Source organism: Acidiferrobacter sp. (assembly GCF_054609335.1).
Map to the genome: position 1 here is coordinate 1 of NZ_JBTRWP010000015.1, position 20479 is coordinate 20479.

Below are 20479 nucleotides of genomic sequence, written 5' to 3' on the forward strand. Positions count from 1 at the left end.
TCCTTGACGCCAGGGGTCTGGGTTCGTAGCATAGCGGGCCTTGTGTTCCCCGGTAGCTCAGTCGGTAGAGCAGGTGACTGTTAATCACCGGGTCGGAGGTTCAAGTCCTTCCCGGGGAGCCAATAAATCAAGGACTTAGCACCGCCCTCTTCCTTTCCAATCCGTAATATGTCCACACTATGTCCACCTGAAAAAGAAAAGGGGCGGATATGGCGAGTCTGCGGGCAAGACCTGGCCCATCGGGCCGTAAGGTTTGGCAGGTACGGATCAAGAAGCGCGGTTATTCTGAACTCGCGCGGACATTCGACTTGAAGGGCGAAGCCGAGGCTTGGGCCAAGCAGGTCGAGGCTGAAATGGATCGGGGAATTTTCGTCTCCCGTACCGAGGCCGAGGGCACGACCTTAGCCGAAGCCCTGAACCGCTACCGTACCGAAATCGTCCCACAAAAAAAGAACGCAGAGCGCGAATCTCGGCGCGTCAACGGACTCATCCCTATGCTCGGTCCCCTTGCCCCGCGTTTTCTGGCGAGCATCCGAGGAAAAGACATCATGTCCTTTATGAAGACCCGACAGGCAGGCGGCGCGGGTCCTAATACCGTCCGATTGGATCTTGCCTTACTCTCTCACCTGTTTAATGTCGCCCGTACCGCCTGGGGCATGGAGTCTTTGAGTAACCCCGTCGAACTCGTCAAAGGCCAACGCCCTAAACTCCCACAAGGCCGCACCCGTCGCTTGGTAGACGATGAGCAAGCCCGCCTGCTGACCGCCGCTGCTACCTACGGTGGCGAGATCGGCCCGATCATTACCTGGGCCATCGAGACCGCCATGCGCCAATCCGAGATCGCCACCATGCGGTGGGAGCGAATTGATTGGCAAAAAAGCGTTTTGACGGTTCCTTGGGAAGAAACGAAGACCAGCGAGGCGCGGGGCGTGCCACTGTCCACGGCGGCGCTGGCGGTCTTGGGCGCCCTGCCCAGGCAGATAGACGGGCTGGTGTGGGGCATGCGTCCCGGCTCTATCAGTAGGGCCTTTAAGCGCGTCTGTAAGCGCGCCGGCATCGAGGGCCTGACCTTCCACGACCTACGCCACGAGGCGACCTCACGGCTCTTTGAAAAGCAGGAGTTCAATGCCATGGAGGTCTCCAGTATCACCGGGCATAAGTCGATGCAGATGTTGAAGCGATACACGCACCTGCGGGCCGAGGATTTGGCGAAACGGATGAAGTGAGGATGGGTTTTGGTCCTCGCGTCCCAACTCGATCAGCCAAGCACAGATACATGCATTTGTGGGCAAAGAGCCTAGTAGCGAAGTTGGGGTAACGTGAATATCAATAACGGTAGGGTTTTCTTCAAAGAACGCTGACCACTTTCTCCACGCTATTTTTGATTACGCAAAGATCGGGTCGGGACTCAATGCAGTCAATTAAGCTCCTCGCATTGAGTGTCTGGTTGTTGGCCAATGGCGATGTTGGCGTTTCGATCCATTTGGTCCGCAGTGCATGCCAGACCGGACATGGGCACGGATAGGAAACCTGACCGGCTGCTTTGATCAAGCCCGCCGGCGGGACTGCCCCATGGCGGGCATTCGCCTACTATAGAGGAACCAATGGGCCGAATGATCTCGGAGACGCGGGTACATCGCACTATATCTTCGGCTCGTTGGAAGCGACGCCTTAGTCACTGACGACAGGGGGCCATAATTGCTCTCAACGAGACGAGACATTGACGGCAGTGCGAGTACGCTTTGAGGTCGCCACAGAACTGCGAATCACATACGAACTGCGGAGTCGTAGCTTGACGACATGCAGTTCATCCATTTTGACGGCCCATTGGACGGTGACGCTTAAATATGAGCAAGATACGGGGGAAGACCATCGCGATCCGGACTGTCACAGGAGGTCCAGCGCGCAAGATTACCAAAATTATCGGTTATGGCGCAAAGGGCTTCGCAGTGGTTACGCCGTATCATGCCGCCCGCGCCGGCTTCGTAGGGAAAATGCCGGTTGACTACAAGAAGATTGGCCAGTTTGAAGTGCCGCACACTGACATCGTCGGATTCACAACCAGTGATCGCGTAAAGCTTTCGTACCACCCAGACGGCTTTGTTCAGTTTTCGGGAGAGGCGCAGGGAGCTATCATTTCTGGCCGTGACCCAACTAATGGCCTCCCGAAGGGAGTCGCGCTCATGAGTCAGCCCTTGTCGAGTCCGGTGCGTTCAGGACCGACCTTTGGGATCACTGCGTGGGGCCTCCACGATTTTTCTGCTTTGCCAGATACGGACGCCGTATCTCCGGCAACCGTCCTCTTCGAACCAGACGATCTGTACTTTCGCGGAGCAACCCCTTGCGAGGCCAACGGCATTATTCTGGAGGTCTTCGCGTTCCCAAAAAGATACTGGGCGGGTGTACGGAAACGCGGTCGCGACTATGTTCTGACAATCGCGTTCAAAGACTTTGAAGCGTCACGAGCCGCAATTGAGCTCAAAGTGATCGATATTCCAGGGCAAGATGTAATGTTGGCTGGCTTTGCCAGCAACGCTCGGTTGACGTTCCCAAGTGATTCTGGTTGGGTGCTCAGCGGTCCTGGCAGTGCTGCTCCTGATGGGAAGGGTCACGTGCTGGTAGCTTTTTATCCGCGTGACACATTCGATGCGAAAGGACTTCCGTCGCTTGACCGCTAGAGTCTGCGACGGCCGACAGTTAACCAACAGTTACAGGACACCGTAGGCAGTCTTCCTGCGGCCGCTTTGCGCAACTATGGTCCATACTGACAGTGTCGGCCCGGAAGGGTTGTTCCCTTACGTCGCCATCGGATATTGCTGTGTCCGCTCCGCTAACCGGTTATTGCTAGCGCCGATGGCGTGGTTCAGCACTCGAACGTCGATCAGCAACATACATCCTTGAGTCGCCCGGTCTGGATCTGTTGGCCGCGCTCGGCTCGGGATTACCCGTTCAGACGGGGTTATTTCAAATCAATCCTTGTCCCGCTGCCTCGCGTATAAACTGAAAGTCCAGAAAAGTTCCGGTAGTTGGACGTGTTCCCTTGAAATGCAGAAAAGCGGCCCCATCCAAATAGATGTCTACGAGTTGGGCGGCACGGTGGCATCGTCCCCCCGATTGCCAAGCATACTTTTGGAGGAGCGCTGCATGTTTGCCGACGTAAAGGGACCATCTTTCATCTTCTGGCCGGTTGGTTGCGGCGACAGCACCACCATCGCAATCAGCGATACTGAAAACCTACAGATTGATCTCAACGACAGCGCCATGGCTGAGGCGGGCGACAACGAGAAAATCCCACTTGTTGATGAGCTGGTAGCCAAGCTTCCACAGCGTAACGGTAAGCCCTATCTGTCCTGCTTTGCTCTCACACATCCCGATCTGGATCATTGCAAGGGGTTCAGGGACCTCCTCAAGCGCGCGACCATCGGCGAACTGTGGCACACCCCACGGATTTTCCGAGAATTCCATCGGGATTTGTGCGATGACGCTATTGCTTTTAAGAAAGAAGCCAAGCGGCGCGTTGCCGAGACGATCAAGGCTGGCGGCGACCCCGGAGCTGGAAATCGCGCTCGGATAGTAGGCTATGATGATTTGCTGCAGGAAGACGACTATCGCGACTTCCCCGGGGCGTTCTTCACGACGCCTGGAAAATCCATAACCTTTCTGGATGGCGTCGATGTCGCGGATCGCTTTGCCGCTTTCGTCCACGCGCCCTTTAAGGACGACTCTGCCGAAGAGCGCAACGAAACCAGCTTGGCAATGCGGGTCTTGATCGGCACACCCGCCTTATCGATGGCAGGCCTGTTCTTTGGGGATTTGGCCTATGCGACCCTACGGCGCATCTTTGACGAAACTAAGAGCAATAACAAACTGGACAAGCTTAACTGGAACGTTTTGCTGGCACCGCATCATTGTTCGAAGAAGGCGATGTACGAAAAGGACGACCAGGGCAACGATGTCCTCAAGCAGGATATTTTGGATGACCTCAAGAATCGGCAGTATGCTGGCGGCTACATCGTGTCGTCTTCATCCACCATCCCCGGTTTGAATTCGTCCGGTGACAATCCGCCCCACGCCAAGGCCAAGAACCGCTACCAAGAAATGGTTTCCGGCGGCTTCCTGTGTACTGGTGAGTACAGCGCCCCGGAAAAGATGCGCCCGATCATTTTTACCGTGACCGCGCAAGGTATAGCGCAGGTTGACAAGGACTATCCCCTGTCCGAAGAAGCTAAGTCCGACCTAGCCAAGGCAGTCGCGGCTGCGCGTGGCACAAACGCCCCCCCTTCCGCCAAAGTCGGTTTCGGCCACGGATGAGGTCAGGCGGCCAGACCTGGGCTCTCGAACAACTCGAAGGGATCGCTGCCAAGTCTAATGGCGCCTTGGAGATAGTTGAGATCACGGAGCCCGCGGAGACAGACGCTTACCTAAAGGCGGGGGTCTCGGTCGACTGCGGTCGCTATCCTCGGGCTAAAGGTGGTATCCCGTATCGGCCGCGTGAAAGGCTAGTGATTTCGATTCCGTCGCAGTTCCCACTGGAGATTCCTAAACTTAGGTTTACCCACTCCGACTATAGCGGGTTTCCGCATATCCAGTGGGGTAGCTCGGTCTGCCTCTATCAATCGCCGGAGACGGAATGGCAACCGGATGATGGGATGTTCGGCTTCATCCGGCGCGTGGACGAGTGGCTTTGTGCCGGGTCAGACAACCAGCTTGAGCCCATCGGACTACCGCTGCATCCACCAGTCGCCTACCAGAAAGGGCAAGCTCTTTCTGTTGTTCCTACCCAGAATACCCCAACGCCCGAGCCGCCCTGGTGGGCAGGGTACGCAAAGATCGTCAGGGAAAATGAGGTTTGTCTGGAACTTGGCGAATGGCTGGAGCGCGACAACGTTGCTTCAGGAACGCGCGTCGCGCCCGCGATTCTGTTACCGGGCGACATGCCATTTGAGTATCCCGAGACCATCGCCGCGCTGAAGGATGTACTAGAGCAACGTGGCATCCCGCTGGAAATCATTCGGTTGCTCCTTTCGATAGGCGCGCTGCGCAACCATGATGACAAGCCGCTGATCTTTATTCTGGGAGCGGCTATGCGGAGGATAGCGGGGGGCGATCGGCAGCAGCACCTCGCGGTCTGGCGCATCAAAGCGGAACAAGCGCTTGAACTGCGCAACGCCGTACTCGCCGCAACGGAAGAGAACCCGGTCGATGAGCATCTCTTCCAGGAATGGACGGAGCGGGCTAGTATCGATTGGTGCTCGGTTTTGGAGGACCGGCCGGAAATCATCGTCCAGAGGGACACTGGGACGCCCGCTCAGTTCTGGCGTGGTCGCCATGTAGTGATAATCGGCTGTGGCGCAATCGGAAGCACAATTGCGATGCTTCTGGCTCGAGCGGGCGCGGCGAAGCTCCAGCTCTACGATAAGGCAGTGGTGAAGCCAGGTCTTCTTGTCCGGCAGATCTTTGACCGTCATCAGATCGGTTACGGGAAAGCCACTGCAACCCGCTCCAATGTCCGTTACATCAATCCGAAGGTCGACGCTGTTGCGCACAACGAGAATATTCTCGATGCGCTGCGCAACGCCTCCATGCTTGGGGCCTTATTCGAAGCAGACGTTATCATTAACGCAACGGCCTCGGTTCGTGTTGCAAGCGCTTTGGAATATCACTTGCGCGACTGGCCAAAAAGCCATCCCCCGATCGTGTCAATGGCCATTGGCCACAAAGCCGACACTGGCTTGATGACATTGGCGCAGCGTGATGTGGCCGGCATCACTTGTGATCTAGACCGGCGCCTGAAGTTGGAATTTGCCAATTCACCGAACGGCAACCACTGGCTGGACGAGTTCTGGCCGAACAAAGCATATGCATCACGACTATTCCAGCCTGAGCCCGGATGTTCTGATCCCACTTTTGTCGGATCAGCGACAGACATAGCCGTCCTGACTGGTCGCATGTTGAACGTGGCAAGCGGTTGGCTTACCAGAGGCGTCAGTGACCGTGCCTACGGTTTTGGTATGTATATACCGACAGCACCTCAGACAATCGCTGACTTGCCGCCGGAGGCGGAATATTCTTGGCCATCGGACGGGATATATGCTGACGCGCGACATGGTTATCAGATCCGTCTCGCACCTGCGGCGAAGGCCACGATGTTGAGCTGGATACGGAGTTCGGAACGGCAGCGCGCGGCCGACGTGGAAACCGGAGGTGTTCTATTTGGTCAAGTAGACGATTTCCTAAAAGTCATCTGGGTTAGCACCGCCAGCGGGCCACCACCCGATAGCACGGCAACCCGGAACGGATTCGTCTGCGGAACGCGTGGCGTGGAACGGATGAATCAGGAGTTCGTTGCACGGTCGCACGGCTCTGTATCCTTCATCGGCATGTGGCATACCCATCCTGGGAGTGTGCCTGAACCGAGCCCTATAGATCAGGATGCCATGGCACAGCTGTTCGCCAGTCCCGACTTCCTGGGCCACCACTTCCTTATGTTGATTGTCGCTGGCTCATCGAACGCACCATTGATCGCGGGAAGCTTGTTTGACCGAGATGAATAGCGCTTCCCCTGAACCTTCACAGCCATTTGTCGCGCTTGCTCTATCTGGCGGCGGCTCGCGTGCCATTGCGTTTCATCTCGGTTGCTTGCGCGCACTCCATGACAGAGGTTTGTTGGAGAAGGTCAAGGTCGTGTCGACGATTTCTGGCGGCAGCGTCATCGGGGCCTGCTTGGCGTACTGGGATGTTGACTTTCCTGAGTTTGACCAGCGGATCGTGGGTATTTTGCGCAAGGGATTTAACAGATCAATTGCCCGGTCGGTGTTCTTCAGTCAAGAAACGCCCAAGATCTTGGCGACTCTTGTATGTACCGCCATCCCCACGCTGGTACTGGGCGCGGTGAGGATCGCGTTGCGATTGATTCGTCTCATTACGGGCCTGCCGACAACGGCGATTGAAAATTGGCTGGCATTCCTGTCGCGCTCGCTGCCGATCTGGGGAAGCCTGACGACCGCATTCGAAAATGCGCTTCAGAGGAATGTTTTTGGCACTGCCACGCTGACCGAAGTCAAGCGGCCAGGCGTGCGAGTTGTCATCAATGCCTGCGATTTGCGGACTGGAACAGCATTTCGGTTCGGTTCCCAGAGCTCCGGCGGCTGGAGATATGGACGTATCACCGAAAATGATATTCTTGTGGCAAAGGCAGTGGCGGCGTCTGCTGCATTTCCTCTTTTCCTGCCGCCGCTAATCGAGGAATTCCGCTTTGAACGAGCGGGAGCGATAATCACGGAAAAGGTGGTACTAACAGACGGTGGCGTCTTCGATAATCTCGGCATCACCGTTCTAGAACCCGACAGGGATAGCGGAATCAGCATTAATACCTTTCCCGCAACCCATATTATCAGCCTCAATGCTGGGCCGGGCCAGATGAGTGGGGATACGAGTCCATTCTGGTGGCTAAGCCGGGTAAGACAGTCCTTCGATACTGTCCATCGTAAGGTTCAAGACAGCGCTTATAGTCGCCTGCATCGCTACGTTGAGAGTGGAAGATTAAGGGGATTCGGTATGGTATATCTTGGCCAGATCGATAGCCGCTTGCCCTGTGCGCCGGCTGACCTTGTTCGTCGTGAGACGGTACGGGACTACCCCACGAACTTTGCGTCTATGGCACAGGGCGATTTAGACATGCTTGCGCTTCGCGGTGAGCAACTCACGAACGTCGTAATCGATCGGTATTTGTCCAGTATTTGAAAAGGTGAGACAGTGTTTTCTAAACGCGCAGTTCGTGATGCAGCGCCCCCCGCACATCGTAAGAACACAGCGGAATCATGAACCCATCCGCGTAGCCGGCAGAGAAAGGTGTCACGCCCTAGGTACGTCGCAGCGTGTGACACCCTCGTGTTCCACGGAGCAGCGCTTGCTCCTATCGGAAAGAGTCGCTCCGGATCACGCAAAACGAACGCTAAAAGCTGGCCGCCACAGCTTGTACTCAAATGGCTGGCATGGCCGAGTACCTTCTGGAGAATGCGAGGGTGATTGGCCAGAGCACATAGAACGCTGCCTTCGACACGGCACTGAATCGAACGGCGGCAGTTGGTTGAGTCCCGCCGGCGAGTCCGATCAAAGCCGTCACTCAAGCGTCCTATCCGCGCCAGTGTCTGGTATTGCCTGCACTGCGGACCGAATAGATCGAAATGCCAACGTCGCCATTGGCCGATGATTTGCCGTTCGTGACTGACTCAATGTCGGCCAAAGCCGTCGTTGATCGCCCGCTTGATCAACGACGGCTAACGACCAGAAGCGGAAGTAGATCGGTTGTAAAAGTGGACGCACATTGCCATGCCACTCAAGCCGAGTGACACGTTTTGGACGTATTTGACGACAACCCATCCACTAGCGAAGCACGAGACTGCTACATCGCGATTCTTTTCAGCTTGCCCTTGATGTCGTCCCGCCGCCGGCCAATAAATTCGAGGAAATGGTCAAACCCGTAATTATGCAGTACCGGAATCGAATGTCGCGTCTTGAACTGAGCGTCACGCATCTGTAACCACCCATCAAGCGCCGCAGCATTCTTTTCCAGATTTTCCTTGTCAGTCAGCAATTGAAGGTTGGTAATCGTGTTGAAGTGCTTTTGGTAAGATGCGATGACATCGGGGTCATACCCTCGGGCATTTAGGTTCCGCGCCGTAAATTCCGATTTCGGATAAATGTGGTCCTCGTGGTACGTACTATCTTTCCAGTCCCGGCTGGGGTATAGGAGCGACAGGATCAGGTAACTGTACTTGGATCCATACTGGGTTGCCAGAAGATTGTCGATTTCCGTCTCAGAAAATCCAGGCTCGATGTTGAGTTTTTTGTTGATGGCTTCATAAGGGAAGAACGAAAAATCCGTTTGTTCGTTAAGTACGTCTTGGAGGTTCTTCAATGTGGTGTCGGATGAACCGCCAAACGCATTCTTGAGGAGGGCTATGGCAAGCCACTTCTCCATCAGTAGTTGATTTCGCACATCCGCTTGCTGGGTTGATTCGACAAAATTCTTCTTCCCAAGCCGACTTAGATACAGCGCGATCGGGAGCAGCGCCAAGGTGGAAATCAGGTTCTTGTCGCTATAGCCAAATCGGCTAATCAAGCGAATCGTCGTGTGGATGTTTGTCTTGATCAGTTCCCAGTTGTCCTCGATTTTCTCTAGGTTCGGTTTGGTGAAATGTTTCACCTGATACTGAATCGGGAGTCCGGAGGTAAGATACAGAGCGCCTTTGAGCACAAAATCTTTGCCGAGGTTGTACCCCGCACCGATGGCGTTAATTTCGTCTGTAAAATCATGGATCTCGTCGCGTGCGTTGAGGTTTCTCCATTTGGCAGTGGCTGTGGAGAGTAGAATGTCACTGTACTCCAGCTTTTTCCCTCCCGTATTCGCACGAATGAAAATCTCAACTACCTTGTCATAGTCATCTGACCGCTCTTCGAAAAAGTTGATCAACCGCTCCGTAAACAACCGATTGTGTAGTTCCTCGATCAGTTCAACAGCATTATCAATGAGTAACAGGTCGTGTCCGATGAGCCGATCCCGAATGTCCTTTCTGGCTTGTTTAGCTGAGTTGAAGTTCAAAATATTTCCCACAAGGTACCAATATTGTGGGTTCGGATTTTTGGGGTTTTGTGTCGCACTTTCCCTGAAGGCGAATTCGTAAGTTAGTTCCTCTGGATTGTCACTGCGCTCTGGCTTCTTAAAGAGGTTGATATAGAGGCGTGTTTGTTTCCAGTTGTAATAGAAGAACCGATACGATCCCTTAAGGCCGAGATAGAGCGATGTCAGTCTCTGCTGCCCATCTAGGACAAGGTAAATGTCCTGATTGATTCCGGCCACGTTGGCCTCTTCGTTGTGCGGATATTCCTTATCAAAATCGCTGAAGAATTTGTACGCGGCCCATAGACTTTTGTTTTTTTCCAGTACCTTCCAAAACAGAAATGAACCAATCGGGTAATTACCCATAATAGAATCGAACAACTTTTCGATGCCGTCCGTGTCCCAGACATATTCGCGCTGTATCGCAGGCAAAAATGTCGTCCGATTTATGTACTCGAGAACGACTTCGCTGATTGTTTTTGGAATATAGCTCATGGAATCCTCAGGATTGTATGTTTTTGTGAAGGAAATAGCACCCACACGTATTTGTATGGCTTCATACCATTCTGCCACACGATTAGTAAGCGAATTGCCTCTTACGCTATAAATATCGTGTAACTACGAAGATAGCCCTCACTTTGATTGACCGTTGGCGCCCAATGGTCATTTGGCGGCTCACCACGTAGTCACAAGCCTCCAGCAGGATATCGCGCAAGCGCGGATCACATTGTAGATGATCATGCTCTGACCGGGCTTGCCATATCAGTCACCTTCCTCTTCGAATTCAGCGTTCTTGAATCGCAGCACCTTGGAGTTCTCCTTCACGGTACGCTGCACCCCCTCATCAAATCCTGCGGTTGCCTCCGCCTGAATATCCACCGTAATCTTGACCTTCACGCCGGCACGCGATGTGAAGTGTAAGATCACCTCATCGACCACATCGGCAAACTGCTTTTTGGCTTGAATCGCCTCCAACTCGATACTGCCATAGAACTGCGTCTTCAATGTTTGCGGCGCGGTTTGACCACTTGTGTAGACCGCCTTTCCGGAGTCCTCAATGTGAGGCGCGTTGCCGGCGGAACTGGCAATCGGCTCCGTCGGATTCAATCGAGCAGCCCCGTCGGCAGCCTTCTGCGCTGCGGCATAGGCCGCCGCCGTTACAGGCTCGATCAGGAGCAGGGAGGCATCCAAAACCTGCGAGGTGGGCTTTCCGAACGTAAATCCGAGGTAGCGACCTTCTTCCTTACCTTGCGCAAAACCGAAGAAGTCCTGACTCTCCGCCCCGCCGCGCAGCGTGCGCCGAAAAACGGCATCATCCTTCAGGCGTGGCAGATACAGCTGCTGGCAGCTCTGCTGCCACACATTCAGGGCGTTGGTCTCCGTGACGCCGTCCTTCCAGAACCAGTCCTTTAGGACTTTGGCTAAGTGGATCGGCGCCCACTCGGTGATCAAGAGCTCGTTCTCCTTCAGCACCCGTTCGATTTCTTGCGTGAGGTTTGGCGCCCCCGCGTTGATTAGAAAAGGTTCCCACCGGATTTCGGACAGCCCTTTGCCGGGACGCGCTTCCTGCATGGGGGCGATAATCCACTTATAGGCCTCGCGGATCATACGGCGCAGCGCGTCGTTCGCCTCTTCGAGGGTCTTGCGGGCCTGGCGTGCCTGGATCTGGTCGAGATTGAGCTTCGTCTCGTTGATGTCGCTCACAATAGAGCGCCATGCCAGGGTCGAACGCACCTGATCCCTTAGGCGGCTGACGGTGTCGTCGGCGGCCGCCAGGAAGATCAGGCGGTTCTGCTTGAAGCGCGGCTGGTCGCCACGCGTCTTTAGAATCTCGGTGGCGCGCGCAATCGCACGGTTCTCGCCACTACGGCTGAACGCGGCGTCGGGTGGTAGCGCCACCAAACGCAGTTGCCAGTCATCAGGAACATCGCTACTGGGCATGAAAGTATGGGTACCGCCGAACACGCCGCCAGCGAAGGCCTTCTGCACACCCTCCCGGATGACAGGGAACACGTCCTCTTTATCCTGGAAGCGGCGCTTGCGCTCCTCCATCTCCCGGCGCAGGTTCGGACGGGTATCAAACCAGAACCGGTTACTGCCGCTATTCAAATAATGAAGGCGGTCGCCTAAGCGGCGCAGGGCATCTTTGTAGATGCCGACCTGTTGCCCCGGTTGGGCGGCACCCAACAGAACACGCTCCTGTTCAACGCCCCGCACCACTTGATTCGCCGTGCTCGGTGCGCTTCCCAAAAAGATCGTCCGGGCCGAGCGGCGGCACGCTTGCACGCTGCCCAGACGGGGGTCGCGGTTCTCAATCTCGGTGGTCTCGGCGCGCTCGCCATCGACATCCCGCTCGACCACGGGGTCCCAACCCTGCGGCAGGTAGTAGAGCAACTCGTTGCGCGTGTCGGCATCGGCAAGCGGGAAGCTGCCGGGCATAATCAGCGGGTCTTTGTCGTTGTCCTTCCACAGTCGGTGGATGACTTTTGCCATCAACTTCAGTACGCCCCGAGTCCGCTGGAAGCTATCGAGCGATGACCAGTCCTCATATAGGCGATCGAAGACTTCCGGGTGAATCGGATAGGCATGCATCAGGCGCTCGAAATAACGGCTCTCCTGCGTCTCGTGCGGAAAATCCTCGCTATGGGCCGTATAGGTGTCAGCAAACGCCCGGCACACCGATTCGGCGGCCGCTTTGTCGTTGATGCAGGCAAAGAGACGCCGGCGGACGATCTCGAACGCCTCCTCCGTACCGACCGGCTTCCACAGCGCTTGGATACGACCAAAGTAATGCGCTAAAGAGGCCAGCGCCTTCATACCGCGCTCGCTGCCGGCCTCCTTATCCGACTCCGGTAACGAAACCAACAGGACCGCGGTCGGTACGGCCTTGAGGGCCTCCGTCAGCGCCTGCACGAAGCTTAAGTTCGAATCAAAACTGCCCCCGGTCAGGGTCTTCCCTTCCTCGAACTGGCGCACATAGGCCACCAGTTCATCGATCAGAATCACGCAGGGGGCATAGCGGCCGAGCAAGGTCCCTAGTACCGCCTTGCCGGGCGAGGTGCCAGAGGCATCGGCATCGGCCACCAGGGCGTAGCCCTCAGCCTCCCCCAACTGCCACGCAAGATCGCCCCACAGGGTGCGAATGATCTGCCCGTCCCGCGTTACCGGTTGGTTGGGCGATGACTTGACCCCATCCAGTACGGCCACCCGCGCGGGCGGCAATTCCGTCACGCCCGCCGCATCCAGAATCGGAGGGATACCCGGTAAATCACTGACTGCGGCCTCTCCTTTGGCGAGGTGGTAGACCGCCAGCATCGTGTGCGTCTTACCGCCGCCGAAGGCCGTTTGCAATTGGATGACCGGATCCCCGCCCTTGCCAGACAAGCGCTTCACCACAGAATCCAGCAGCAGACGCATGCCCTCGGTGATGAAGGTGCGCTGATAGAACAGCGCGGGGTTCTGGTACTCAGGCGTTGCCGTCCCGTCATGGACACGCGAGAGGTCGGCGGCAAACTCGGCTTGCTGGAACGTCCCTTTTAGGACATCCTCATGCGGAACGGCCACTTCACGCCATGGTTTGAGATTCATATTCATCCCCTCAATCAGATATCCAGTTGCGCCTGAGCACCGACAACACCCTCAGCTGTTGATGCCTTTTCGATACTCGGCCATGCCGCGATTAATTCGTTATAAGCTCGCGCCTCTTCAGCCCACCCTTGGCGTTCACAAAGGGTGTAGAGGCGATAAGCAAGCGCGCGGATAGATTCCGCATAGGTCGGCATGCGGGCCAGCAGATCGCCTGCAGCGGATTCCGCACCCTGATTAAGTGCACGGATCAATTGGTGCAATGCCTCCCATATGGGCGTGCGCATACCCGCCTCAGGCGTCCAATCTGTCTGGAGTTCCGCCCAACGCAGAAGCCGCAGCTTCCCACCACCACTCTCGACTACACCCGCCGATTGCAGACTCCCGACACTGGTACCTTTGGCGCGCGCCAAAACGTCAGCCTCCCCAAATTTGCCCTCGGCCCAGCCTTGTCCCTCGCACCAATGCAGGCAGAATTGGGTGTCGTGGTCGAAATCGTCTTCAGCAAAGAAATGATTGATAAGTTGCAGAGCCGTACGCACGCTCATGGGCTTGCCGTCGGCTTCGAGTACGGCGGCGTATTGGCTATATATGGCCATCCCTGGGCCGATAATGGCCTGTGACAGATCCACCGGAGCTACCGGGGAATTAACGCCACCGCGCGTCATATCCAGCAGCGCCTCTGGCAGGGTCGCGTTCAGTTCACGGATAAATTCCCGACGACTAGCGGTCGCCGCATCTGCTGCGCGCTTGCGGCAGACGAGGACGATACTGGAGGCGAGAGCATTGGTCCCTTGCCCGATCATTCGGCTGCCGTTCTCTGTGCGCATAGGCCAAGTCCCGCTGATGGCAAAACCAGCTTCGATAACGGCAGCCAAGAAAGTCGCCCAGCCGGTATTAGTCAGTCCTTGAGTATCGTCACTCTCCGCCTGCTTAAATGCATAGTAGATGGTAACCGGAAAGGCCGGATGCGCTTGCTCCGCCAAGCGGTGCATCGCCTGCGTCATACCGCCCAAGAAAAACGCCTCCGCCTTTTCCTTGCTGCCATGCCGGTACGGTGTCGCCACCAACTCCTCGGCCTTCGGCACGGCGAGCGTGGCAAAAAGGTCGGGGAAGACAGATTTCAACGACCGCCGCAACCAAACGTAAAAAAAATCCGACAAGTCCGCGTAACCGATATTGTCATAATATGGCGGATCGGTAGAAACCACTTTTTCATTCGACAGCTCCTGTTTCCCTGCATCTATCTGTTGAGCGGAACCAGTTGCCTTTGCTGCAACGAACTCGAACGCCTTTGCAAAAGCTTTGAAAACACCATCTACGAGCACAACCCATGCGCCTGAGCTACGACCAAGCGGATTAGTTTCTGCAAAGTCCCAGATCATCGGGATCGCTTGGCGCCCAAACAACTGACGTGGACACTGCGCGACAGGCTCCCACCTACAGAGGCTGTTCCCAAGGTCGGCCTGCTTGCTGAGCACAAACGCCAAATACACCCCCACTGCCTCCGCATAGGCCGTGGCCCCGGTACCCCCCTCACTCAATCCCCGCCCATCGTCCGTCATACCGGCGGCTACGGCATCTGTTTTCACCTTGGCCCGAGCTTCCTGGGCTAGGTCAGAAAACGCGGTCAACGCCACGAGTTGGCGGGGGGTAAAATAATCACCAAAAGTCCTGAATCCGTAGCGGCGACCCTGTGCATTGCTCGCCCAGGTTCCGCGGCTCGGTGCGTCTGGTTTCCACATTGGCTGCGCAGTCCGCGCAATGGCTTCCATCTCAGCGGTGGGCGACAGATACACGCGGCCACGAATGCCTTCAGCAACAATCGCCATGAGCCGCGCATCCATACGTCCAGCATTGGCCTCGTCGTCAATGTATGAGTATCGGAATGGCGAGTTCGACATAAGGCAGCGGAAACTACCCTGCGACACCTTAGTACCCATCTTTGCCGCCTCGGCGTCCCGGGGTTTCCCCACCTTCACGGTGAACCGGTAGCCGCCGTTCTTGATCACCGGCTCGACGTACGCCTCCTTGCCCTCTTTGGTAGACAACATGAAGGTGCTGGTAAGCGGCACATCCACGTGGCTGAAGGCGGGGTTGGGGCTTTTGACTGTGCGCGCCCAGAGCCAAGCAATGACAGTGAGCTTCTTTCCTATATAGGGTTCGAGGTCGGGTCGCGGATTATGCGGGTCTTCCACCATCTCTGTTGTGACAGCAATCTGCGGATAAAGATGGCCGATGCGCTTTTCGGCCTCATCGCGCATCCATTGACCGTAGTAGCGGACATCTTCCGCCAATCCTTTAGCCCCACACCAGTCGGTTGTCATGGCCCTGCAATCGGCTGCCTGTTGCCGCCACCCGGGGTTCACCGGCGGCAACCGGGCAAACTTCGGTGGGATCTCGATCATCGCCTTGTTGATCAACACCGCCACCGGATTCAAATCCGAGGCGTAACTCTCAAGCCCCAGCCGCTGTGCCTCTAGCGGCAATGCGCCACCTCCTGCGAACGGATCATGGAAGGCAGGCAGTTTATCGGGGTTGAACAACTCAGCGGCCTGTGGGTGGTCCTTATTGAGTTCGCAGGTTTCACGCCAGGAACGCCTGATCTCGGCCCGGGCTCGGCCTAGTACCTCTTCGTTGGTCGTGTTCTCCCACTGCACGAGATCTTCGATGATCTTAAAGAGCCGCTCCCGCTCAATGGCGGCCTTCTCCTTGTTCATTCCGTACTTGAAACCACCACCCTGCTGGTAGCCGGGGTCATTGACCATCTGCGCAAAGATCACGGCCCGTGCCGCCGCGAGCGGTCGACGCGCCCACCAGAGGTGCAAAGTGCTGGGATGTCCGTGACGAATGGATTTCTCGCGCGCGGCCGCCACATTGATGACATCAAGGGGCAGTGCCACCTCGATCAGTTTCTTAGGGGTTTTGATGGGCGTCATTGTGCGGTCCTTATTGCCAGTGAGCAGGGCGCTGGAGAATAAAACCATCCGCGCGAGACACCGCGGGCGGTAACTGCGACTGACGCAAATTCGCCTCTCCTATGGTAAAGGTGGCGTGGGCCGTTTTTTTGAGTTCGAAAGATTGTCGGCCGGGAGGGAATACCACGATAAGCCGCTTGGCCAGGAACTTCATGCGCAGTGTGCGCACGGGCGTGGTCAGGTCGCTGTCGCCAGAGATGAGCAGCGCGGTATCGAATCGGTCGTCGAAAGCATCCGTCAAGAGCTGGACGGCAATATTCACATCGGTCATCTTCTCCTCATAGTCCATCCACTCTGCGCCACACTGCCGGCACTGCCGAGGCTTTTCGAGGTAGTGGCCGAAGTACGCCTGCAGCCTCGGCAACGTGCTGAGGGCTTCAAGATATGTGGTCTGACGTTGCCTGTCGGCCAGGTTGCGGCCGTTGGCGCGGATGCGCGATGTGAAATAGTGCACACCTTGCAGCGTTTGCCCCGGCTTCAACAAGGCTTGCCCCAACGCCACCAGATCCAGCCAGTAGTATTTGCGCCAGCCTTTGCTGCGTAGCCCAAAGTACAGGTTGAAACCATCAATATAGACCATGACACGGCTCATCCCGGGCCTCCGGTCTCGCAGAGGCCAGCCCATACCTTGACACGGGTGGTCATTGTCATGACAATGTGGCTTGTCAACCCCGCCGGCGATCGCATCTCCGGCCCGACGCCTCCCTCGTGGAGGCGTTTCTTTGTGGGGTGCTTCCAGCGCATCATAGCGACCCCACTCCGGCGACGGCCTTTGCCAGCAACTGGTCCAGATCGAGATTGATGCTCGTGACCGCCCAATCCGGCTCCTGCCCAAAAGGCTTCCTCACATAGAACGGCCCTTCATGCCGATCCCCATCCACCAAAACGATCGCCAGGATGAACTTGTCCTGCTGGTTCAACCCATAGAGGATTTCGTTGCGGGTGACGGTCACCGTGCGGCTGCCCTTGGCACGGCCCTTCACTTCGATATGACGCGCGGGCGGCAATCCGCCCTCCTGCGCCTTCGGCAGACTCGTCACGTCCCATCCGCATTTTTGCGCCGAGACATCGATGACATCATGCCCCAGGGCCCGCTCGGTCTCCATAACGGCCATCATGGCGACCTGCTCCACGCGCGCCCGAGCCTCGGCATCCGCCGTCCACCCCGGCTGCCCCTGGCGCTGGGCGAGCAACCCGGCCGGAATCACCAGCGCTCCCCCGACCACCACGGGTGTGGCCGAAATCACATGACGCATGGCGAGAAGTTCTTTTTCGCGCGACGCCAAACGCACCGTCAGATCATCAATCATGCGACGGACATTTTCTAAGGTAAGACGCACATCCTTACCCGCCGCGATGTCGTCCTGAAACTTGATATAGCGATCCGACCAGTAATTGATCTCTTTCACCAGCCGTTCGTGGACTGCGGCCAGGGTCTTATCCACGCTCTTCTCGCGCCGGGCACGCACCTCATCGAAATGCTCGGGCACGAGATGCGTGGAGGCGTAAGCCAAGGCCTGCTGCTCGAGATTCTGCGTGATCCACGGGGCCGCCAGGATGTCTGCGATAAGCCCCCTATCTGCGTCGCTGATCGGTTCCAGATCAAGGTGGGGGGCCCACCCTGCGTTGATCGCCCGGCCTTGCGGGTCGATCTCAACAAACTGCATGCGACGGGACACGACAGGGGTGGAATCCGCCCCCTCCTTGACGGAGTGATCGATAATGAATAGCGCCTTAACCGTAAGGCCCGTGTCCGTGGGGTCGACCAGCACCGTGCCCTGTTTAAGCGTGGGGCGATGCTGTTCCAGCACGAGATCGATGACGGATTGCATCAGCGGATGAGCCGGGTGGATGAGGCTCGCCATCACAGCCCCCACGCGGTCGGTGAGACGCACGTACTGCTTCTCAAAGCATACTCGCTCATAGCGACGCAAAACGGGGTTCGCGTGCCGGCGATCCCGCCCCGTGATCTGCCGATCCCGTTCGCGGATATTGGCCGGGACGTGGGTGATCTCGTAGCGGCCTGGCTCACGGGGGCGCAATTCGCCGCCGAGCTGCTGGAAGGCCTGATGGAAAAAGGAGCGGATAAAATAGGGCTGGAGCTTGCGGGCCTCGGCCTTTTCCATTTCCTCCTTGACCGCGAAAAGCCGGTGCTCGTCCATCACCTCTTCACAGAGGGCGTTGCGCTGGATGATGGTTTCGAGGTGCGCGGTATCCAAAGCGCCCTCCACCTTGCGTTGGAGGCGGGCGAGCACCTCGGGATCGGCGCCATAGCGGATGGCCTCTATCAGGAGGTCTTTGAGGCTCTTATCCTCAAACACCTCGCCCAAAATGTCGAACACACGACCGCCCAGCGCTTGGCGCTCGATTTCCAGCTTCTCGAGCAGGCGCTGAAAGACATCGCCCTCACGGGTCCCGGCCGCCACCAGGTTCCAGAGATGGCAGACCTCGGTCTGACCGATGCGGTGGATACGACCGAAGCGCTGCTCCAAGCGGTTGGGATTCCAGGGGAGATCGTAATTGACCATGAGATTCGCGTTTTGTAGGTTCACGCCCTCACCTGCGGCGTCGGTCGCGAGCAGCACGCGCGTGGCCGGGTCGTTACGAAACAACTCCTGCACCTTGCGTCGTTCTTCGCGCTTGATGCCACCGTGAATCATCGTCACGGCCTCTTCATGACCGATCAGGCCGCGAATCTTGACGGCCAGATAGTTCAGCGTATCGCGGTGCTCGGTAAAGAGAATGAGCTTGCGCTGGCGGCCCTCAGCATCACGCATCTCGGGCGTGTTTTGCAGCAATCGGGACAACTCTTCCCACTTGCGATCTTGCCCGGAGTGCACCACCTGTCGGGCTTGCTCCTCCAGCCCTTCGAGAATGAGGATCTCGGCCTCAAGCTCCTGAATGGTCTGCGCGGCCGTGGCCTGATCGACCACAGCCTCTTCGAAATTCTCGTAGTCCTCCGACGAAAGGGCGTCGGCGGATTCCCAGATATCTTCCGGGGCATTATTTGCGGTGCTCGGATTCACGGTCTCGGCCAGCGACTGACCGCGCTGGCGCAACTTCTCTTCCTCGACCCGACGGGTGAGTTTGTTGCGACGGCGCTTGAGTGACTGGTAGATGGCTTCGGGGCTGGAGGCGAGCCTACGCTGCAGAACAGTGAGCGCAAAGCCCACCGCGCCCCGGCGGCCCCCATCCTGCAGTTGATCCGCGCGGTTCATTTCCTCCTTCACGTACTCTGTGACGGCGGCATACAGCGCGGCCTCAGGGTCCGAGAGCTTATAATTGACAGTGCGGGCTCGCCGATCGGGGAAGAGCCGCGTCCCGTCGAATTTCAGCAGGTCTTCCTTGACCATCCGCCGCATCAGGTCGCTCACATCGACCTTGTGTGCCCCATCGCGCGACTTGCCATAAAAGCGATCGGAGTCCAGTAAGGACATGAACAGCTGAAAGTCCTCCTCCTTGCCGTTATGCGGGGTCGCTGTCATTAAGAGAAAATGACGGGTGATGGACCCCAGCAACTCGCCCAACTGGAAGCGCTTCGTTTTATTGACTTTATTGCCGAAGTAACTGGCCGAGAGCTTATGAGCTTCGTCAACGACGATGAGATCCCAGTGCGAGAGGCGCAGCTTTTCCTGAAGGTCTTCGCTGCGGGATAACTGGTCAACGCGCGCCACCATAAGATCGATGTCATCAAAGGGATTGCCGCTCCGCGATTGTTCGACCTGCTCGCGGGAAAATAATGTGAAGGACAGGCCGAACTTCTCGAACATTTCGTCCTGCCACTGTTCGACCAAGCTTCCCGGGGCCACAATCAGCACGCGCTGGGCGTCCGCACGCATCAAGAGCTCCCGGATCAAGAGACCGGCCATGATGGTCTTTCCCGCGCCCGGGTCGTCGGCCAGCACATAGCGCAGCGGCTGGCGCGGCAACATCGACTCGTAGACCGCGGTAATCTGATGCGGGAGCGGCTCCACATTCGAGGTGTGGACGGCCATCATCGGGTCGAACAGGTGGGCCAGATGGATCCGATACGCCTCGGCCGCGAGCTTGAAGGCCTCGCCCGGCGCATCGAAGGCCCACGGCCTACCCACCTCGGCCAGCGACAGTTGGGCCTCGTCGGTCCGGAACAGCATACGTTCCAGGACCCGGCCATCGGGCGTCTTGTAGTAAACCGTGAGGGCGTTGTCGCCGGCTAGCTCTGTCGTGACGACCCGCACAACGTGACCCGGGTCGATACCCGTAATGACGGCGTTTTTCTCGATCTGCTCAAGTTTCAGCATGCGGCCCTATTGTT

General features: G+C 57.1%; 10 protein-coding genes and 1 tRNA gene. 6 read left to right on the plus strand and 5 right to left on the minus strand.

All coding sequences use genetic code 11. The annotated features are described in order from the left end of the window. The first annotated feature begins 46 nt into the window (after positions 1 to 46). The 6 genes from ACYCTF_RS05605 (at position 47) to ACYCTF_RS05630 (ending at position 7743) form a co-directional block, all read left to right on the plus strand. A tRNA-Asn gene (locus ACYCTF_RS05605) sits at positions 47 to 122 on the plus strand. A gap of 87 nt (positions 123 to 209) precedes the next feature. Further along, on the plus strand, positions 210 to 1226 hold the full coding sequence (locus tag ACYCTF_RS05610; protein WP_461284603.1) for a tyrosine-type recombinase/integrase: 1017 nt from the start codon (positions 210 to 212) through the stop codon (positions 1224 to 1226). A 621-nt stretch (positions 1227 to 1847) separates the two neighbouring features. After that, complete coding sequence (locus ACYCTF_RS05615; RefSeq protein ID WP_461284604.1) at positions 1848 to 2678, plus strand: hypothetical protein; 831 nt, start codon at positions 1848 to 1850, stop codon at positions 2676 to 2678. Positions 2679 to 3144: 466 nt separating this feature from the next. Beyond that, entirely contained in the window at positions 3145 to 4311 is a 1167-nt protein-coding gene (locus ACYCTF_RS05620) for a ComEC/Rec2 family competence protein (protein WP_461284605.1), read from the plus strand. Further along, the gene (locus ACYCTF_RS05625; RefSeq protein ID WP_461284606.1) at positions 4308 to 6554 is read left to right on the plus strand and encodes a ThiF family adenylyltransferase; all 2247 of its coding nucleotides are present in this window, start codon (positions 4308 to 4310) and stop codon (positions 6552 to 6554) included. The genes ACYCTF_RS05620 and ACYCTF_RS05625 overlap by 4 nt, the downstream gene beginning before the upstream one ends. Beyond that, positions 6547 to 7743, plus strand: a complete 1197-nt coding sequence (locus ACYCTF_RS05630) for a patatin-like phospholipase family protein (RefSeq protein WP_461284651.1) — start codon at positions 6547 to 6549, stop codon at positions 7741 to 7743. The genes ACYCTF_RS05625 and ACYCTF_RS05630 overlap by 8 nt, the downstream gene beginning before the upstream one ends. A gap of 661 nt (positions 7744 to 8404) precedes the next feature. Here ACYCTF_RS05630 and ACYCTF_RS05635 read toward each other — a convergent pair. The 5 genes from ACYCTF_RS05635 to ACYCTF_RS05655 all read right to left on the minus strand — a co-directional run bounded on the left by ACYCTF_RS05635 (position 8405) and on the right by ACYCTF_RS05655 (position 20465). Next, on the minus strand, positions 8405 to 10117 hold the full coding sequence (locus ACYCTF_RS05635) for a DUF262 domain-containing protein (RefSeq protein ID WP_461284607.1): 1713 nt from the start codon (positions 10115 to 10117) through the stop codon (positions 8405 to 8407). A 267-nt stretch (positions 10118 to 10384) separates the two neighbouring features. Further along, positions 10385 to 13210, minus strand: a complete 2826-nt coding sequence (locus ACYCTF_RS05640) for an ATP-binding protein (protein ID WP_461284608.1) — start codon at positions 13208 to 13210, stop codon at positions 10385 to 10387. Positions 13211 to 13224: 14 nt separating this feature from the next. Further along, positions 13225 to 16146, minus strand: coding sequence for a DUF1156 domain-containing protein (locus tag ACYCTF_RS05645; RefSeq protein ID WP_461284609.1), 2922 nt, complete (start codon positions 16144 to 16146; stop codon positions 13225 to 13227). A 10-nt stretch (positions 16147 to 16156) separates the two neighbouring features. Continuing rightward, positions 16157 to 16777 (minus strand): NYN domain-containing protein, encoded by a 621-nt coding sequence (locus tag ACYCTF_RS05650; RefSeq protein WP_461284610.1) that lies wholly within the window; start codon positions 16775 to 16777, stop codon positions 16157 to 16159. 151 nt (positions 16778 to 16928) lie between these two features. Beyond that, complete coding sequence (locus ACYCTF_RS05655) at positions 16929 to 20465, minus strand: helicase-related protein (protein WP_461284611.1); 3537 nt, start codon at positions 20463 to 20465, stop codon at positions 16929 to 16931. Positions 20466 to 20479: the final 14 nt, after the last annotated feature.

What these genes read in the sequence shown, in the direction of transcription:
- ACYCTF_RS05615 (WP_461284604.1), top strand. Translation starts at nt 1,848, where the DNA reads ATGAGCAAGATACGGGGGAAGACCATCGCGATCCGGACTGTCACAGGA.
- ACYCTF_RS05640 (WP_461284608.1), bottom strand. Translation starts at nt 13,210, where the DNA reads ATGAATCTCAAACCATGGCGTGAAGTGGCCGTTCCGCATGAGGATGTC.
- ACYCTF_RS05610 (WP_461284603.1), top strand. Translation starts at nt 210, where the DNA reads ATGGCGAGTCTGCGGGCAAGACCTGGCCCATCGGGCCGTAAGGTTTGG.
- ACYCTF_RS05620 (WP_461284605.1), top strand. Translation starts at nt 3,145, where the DNA reads ATGTTTGCCGACGTAAAGGGACCATCTTTCATCTTCTGGCCGGTTGGT.
- ACYCTF_RS05655 (WP_461284611.1), bottom strand. Translation starts at nt 20,465, where the DNA reads ATGCTGAAACTTGAGCAGATCGAGAAAAACGCCGTCATTACGGGTATC.
- ACYCTF_RS05650 (WP_461284610.1), bottom strand. Translation starts at nt 16,777, where the DNA reads ATGAGCCGTGTCATGGTCTATATTGATGGTTTCAACCTGTACTTTGGG.
- ACYCTF_RS05645 (WP_461284609.1), bottom strand. Translation starts at nt 16,146, where the DNA reads ATGACGCCCATCAAAACCCCTAAGAAACTGATCGAGGTGGCACTGCCC.
- ACYCTF_RS05625 (WP_461284606.1), top strand. Translation starts at nt 4,308, where the DNA reads ATGAGGTCAGGCGGCCAGACCTGGGCTCTCGAACAACTCGAAGGGATC.
- ACYCTF_RS05630 (WP_461284651.1), top strand. Translation starts at nt 6,547, where the DNA reads ATGAATAGCGCTTCCCCTGAACCTTCACAGCCATTTGTCGCGCTTGCT.
- ACYCTF_RS05635 (WP_461284607.1), bottom strand. Translation starts at nt 10,117, where the DNA reads ATGAGCTATATTCCAAAAACAATCAGCGAAGTCGTTCTCGAGTACATA.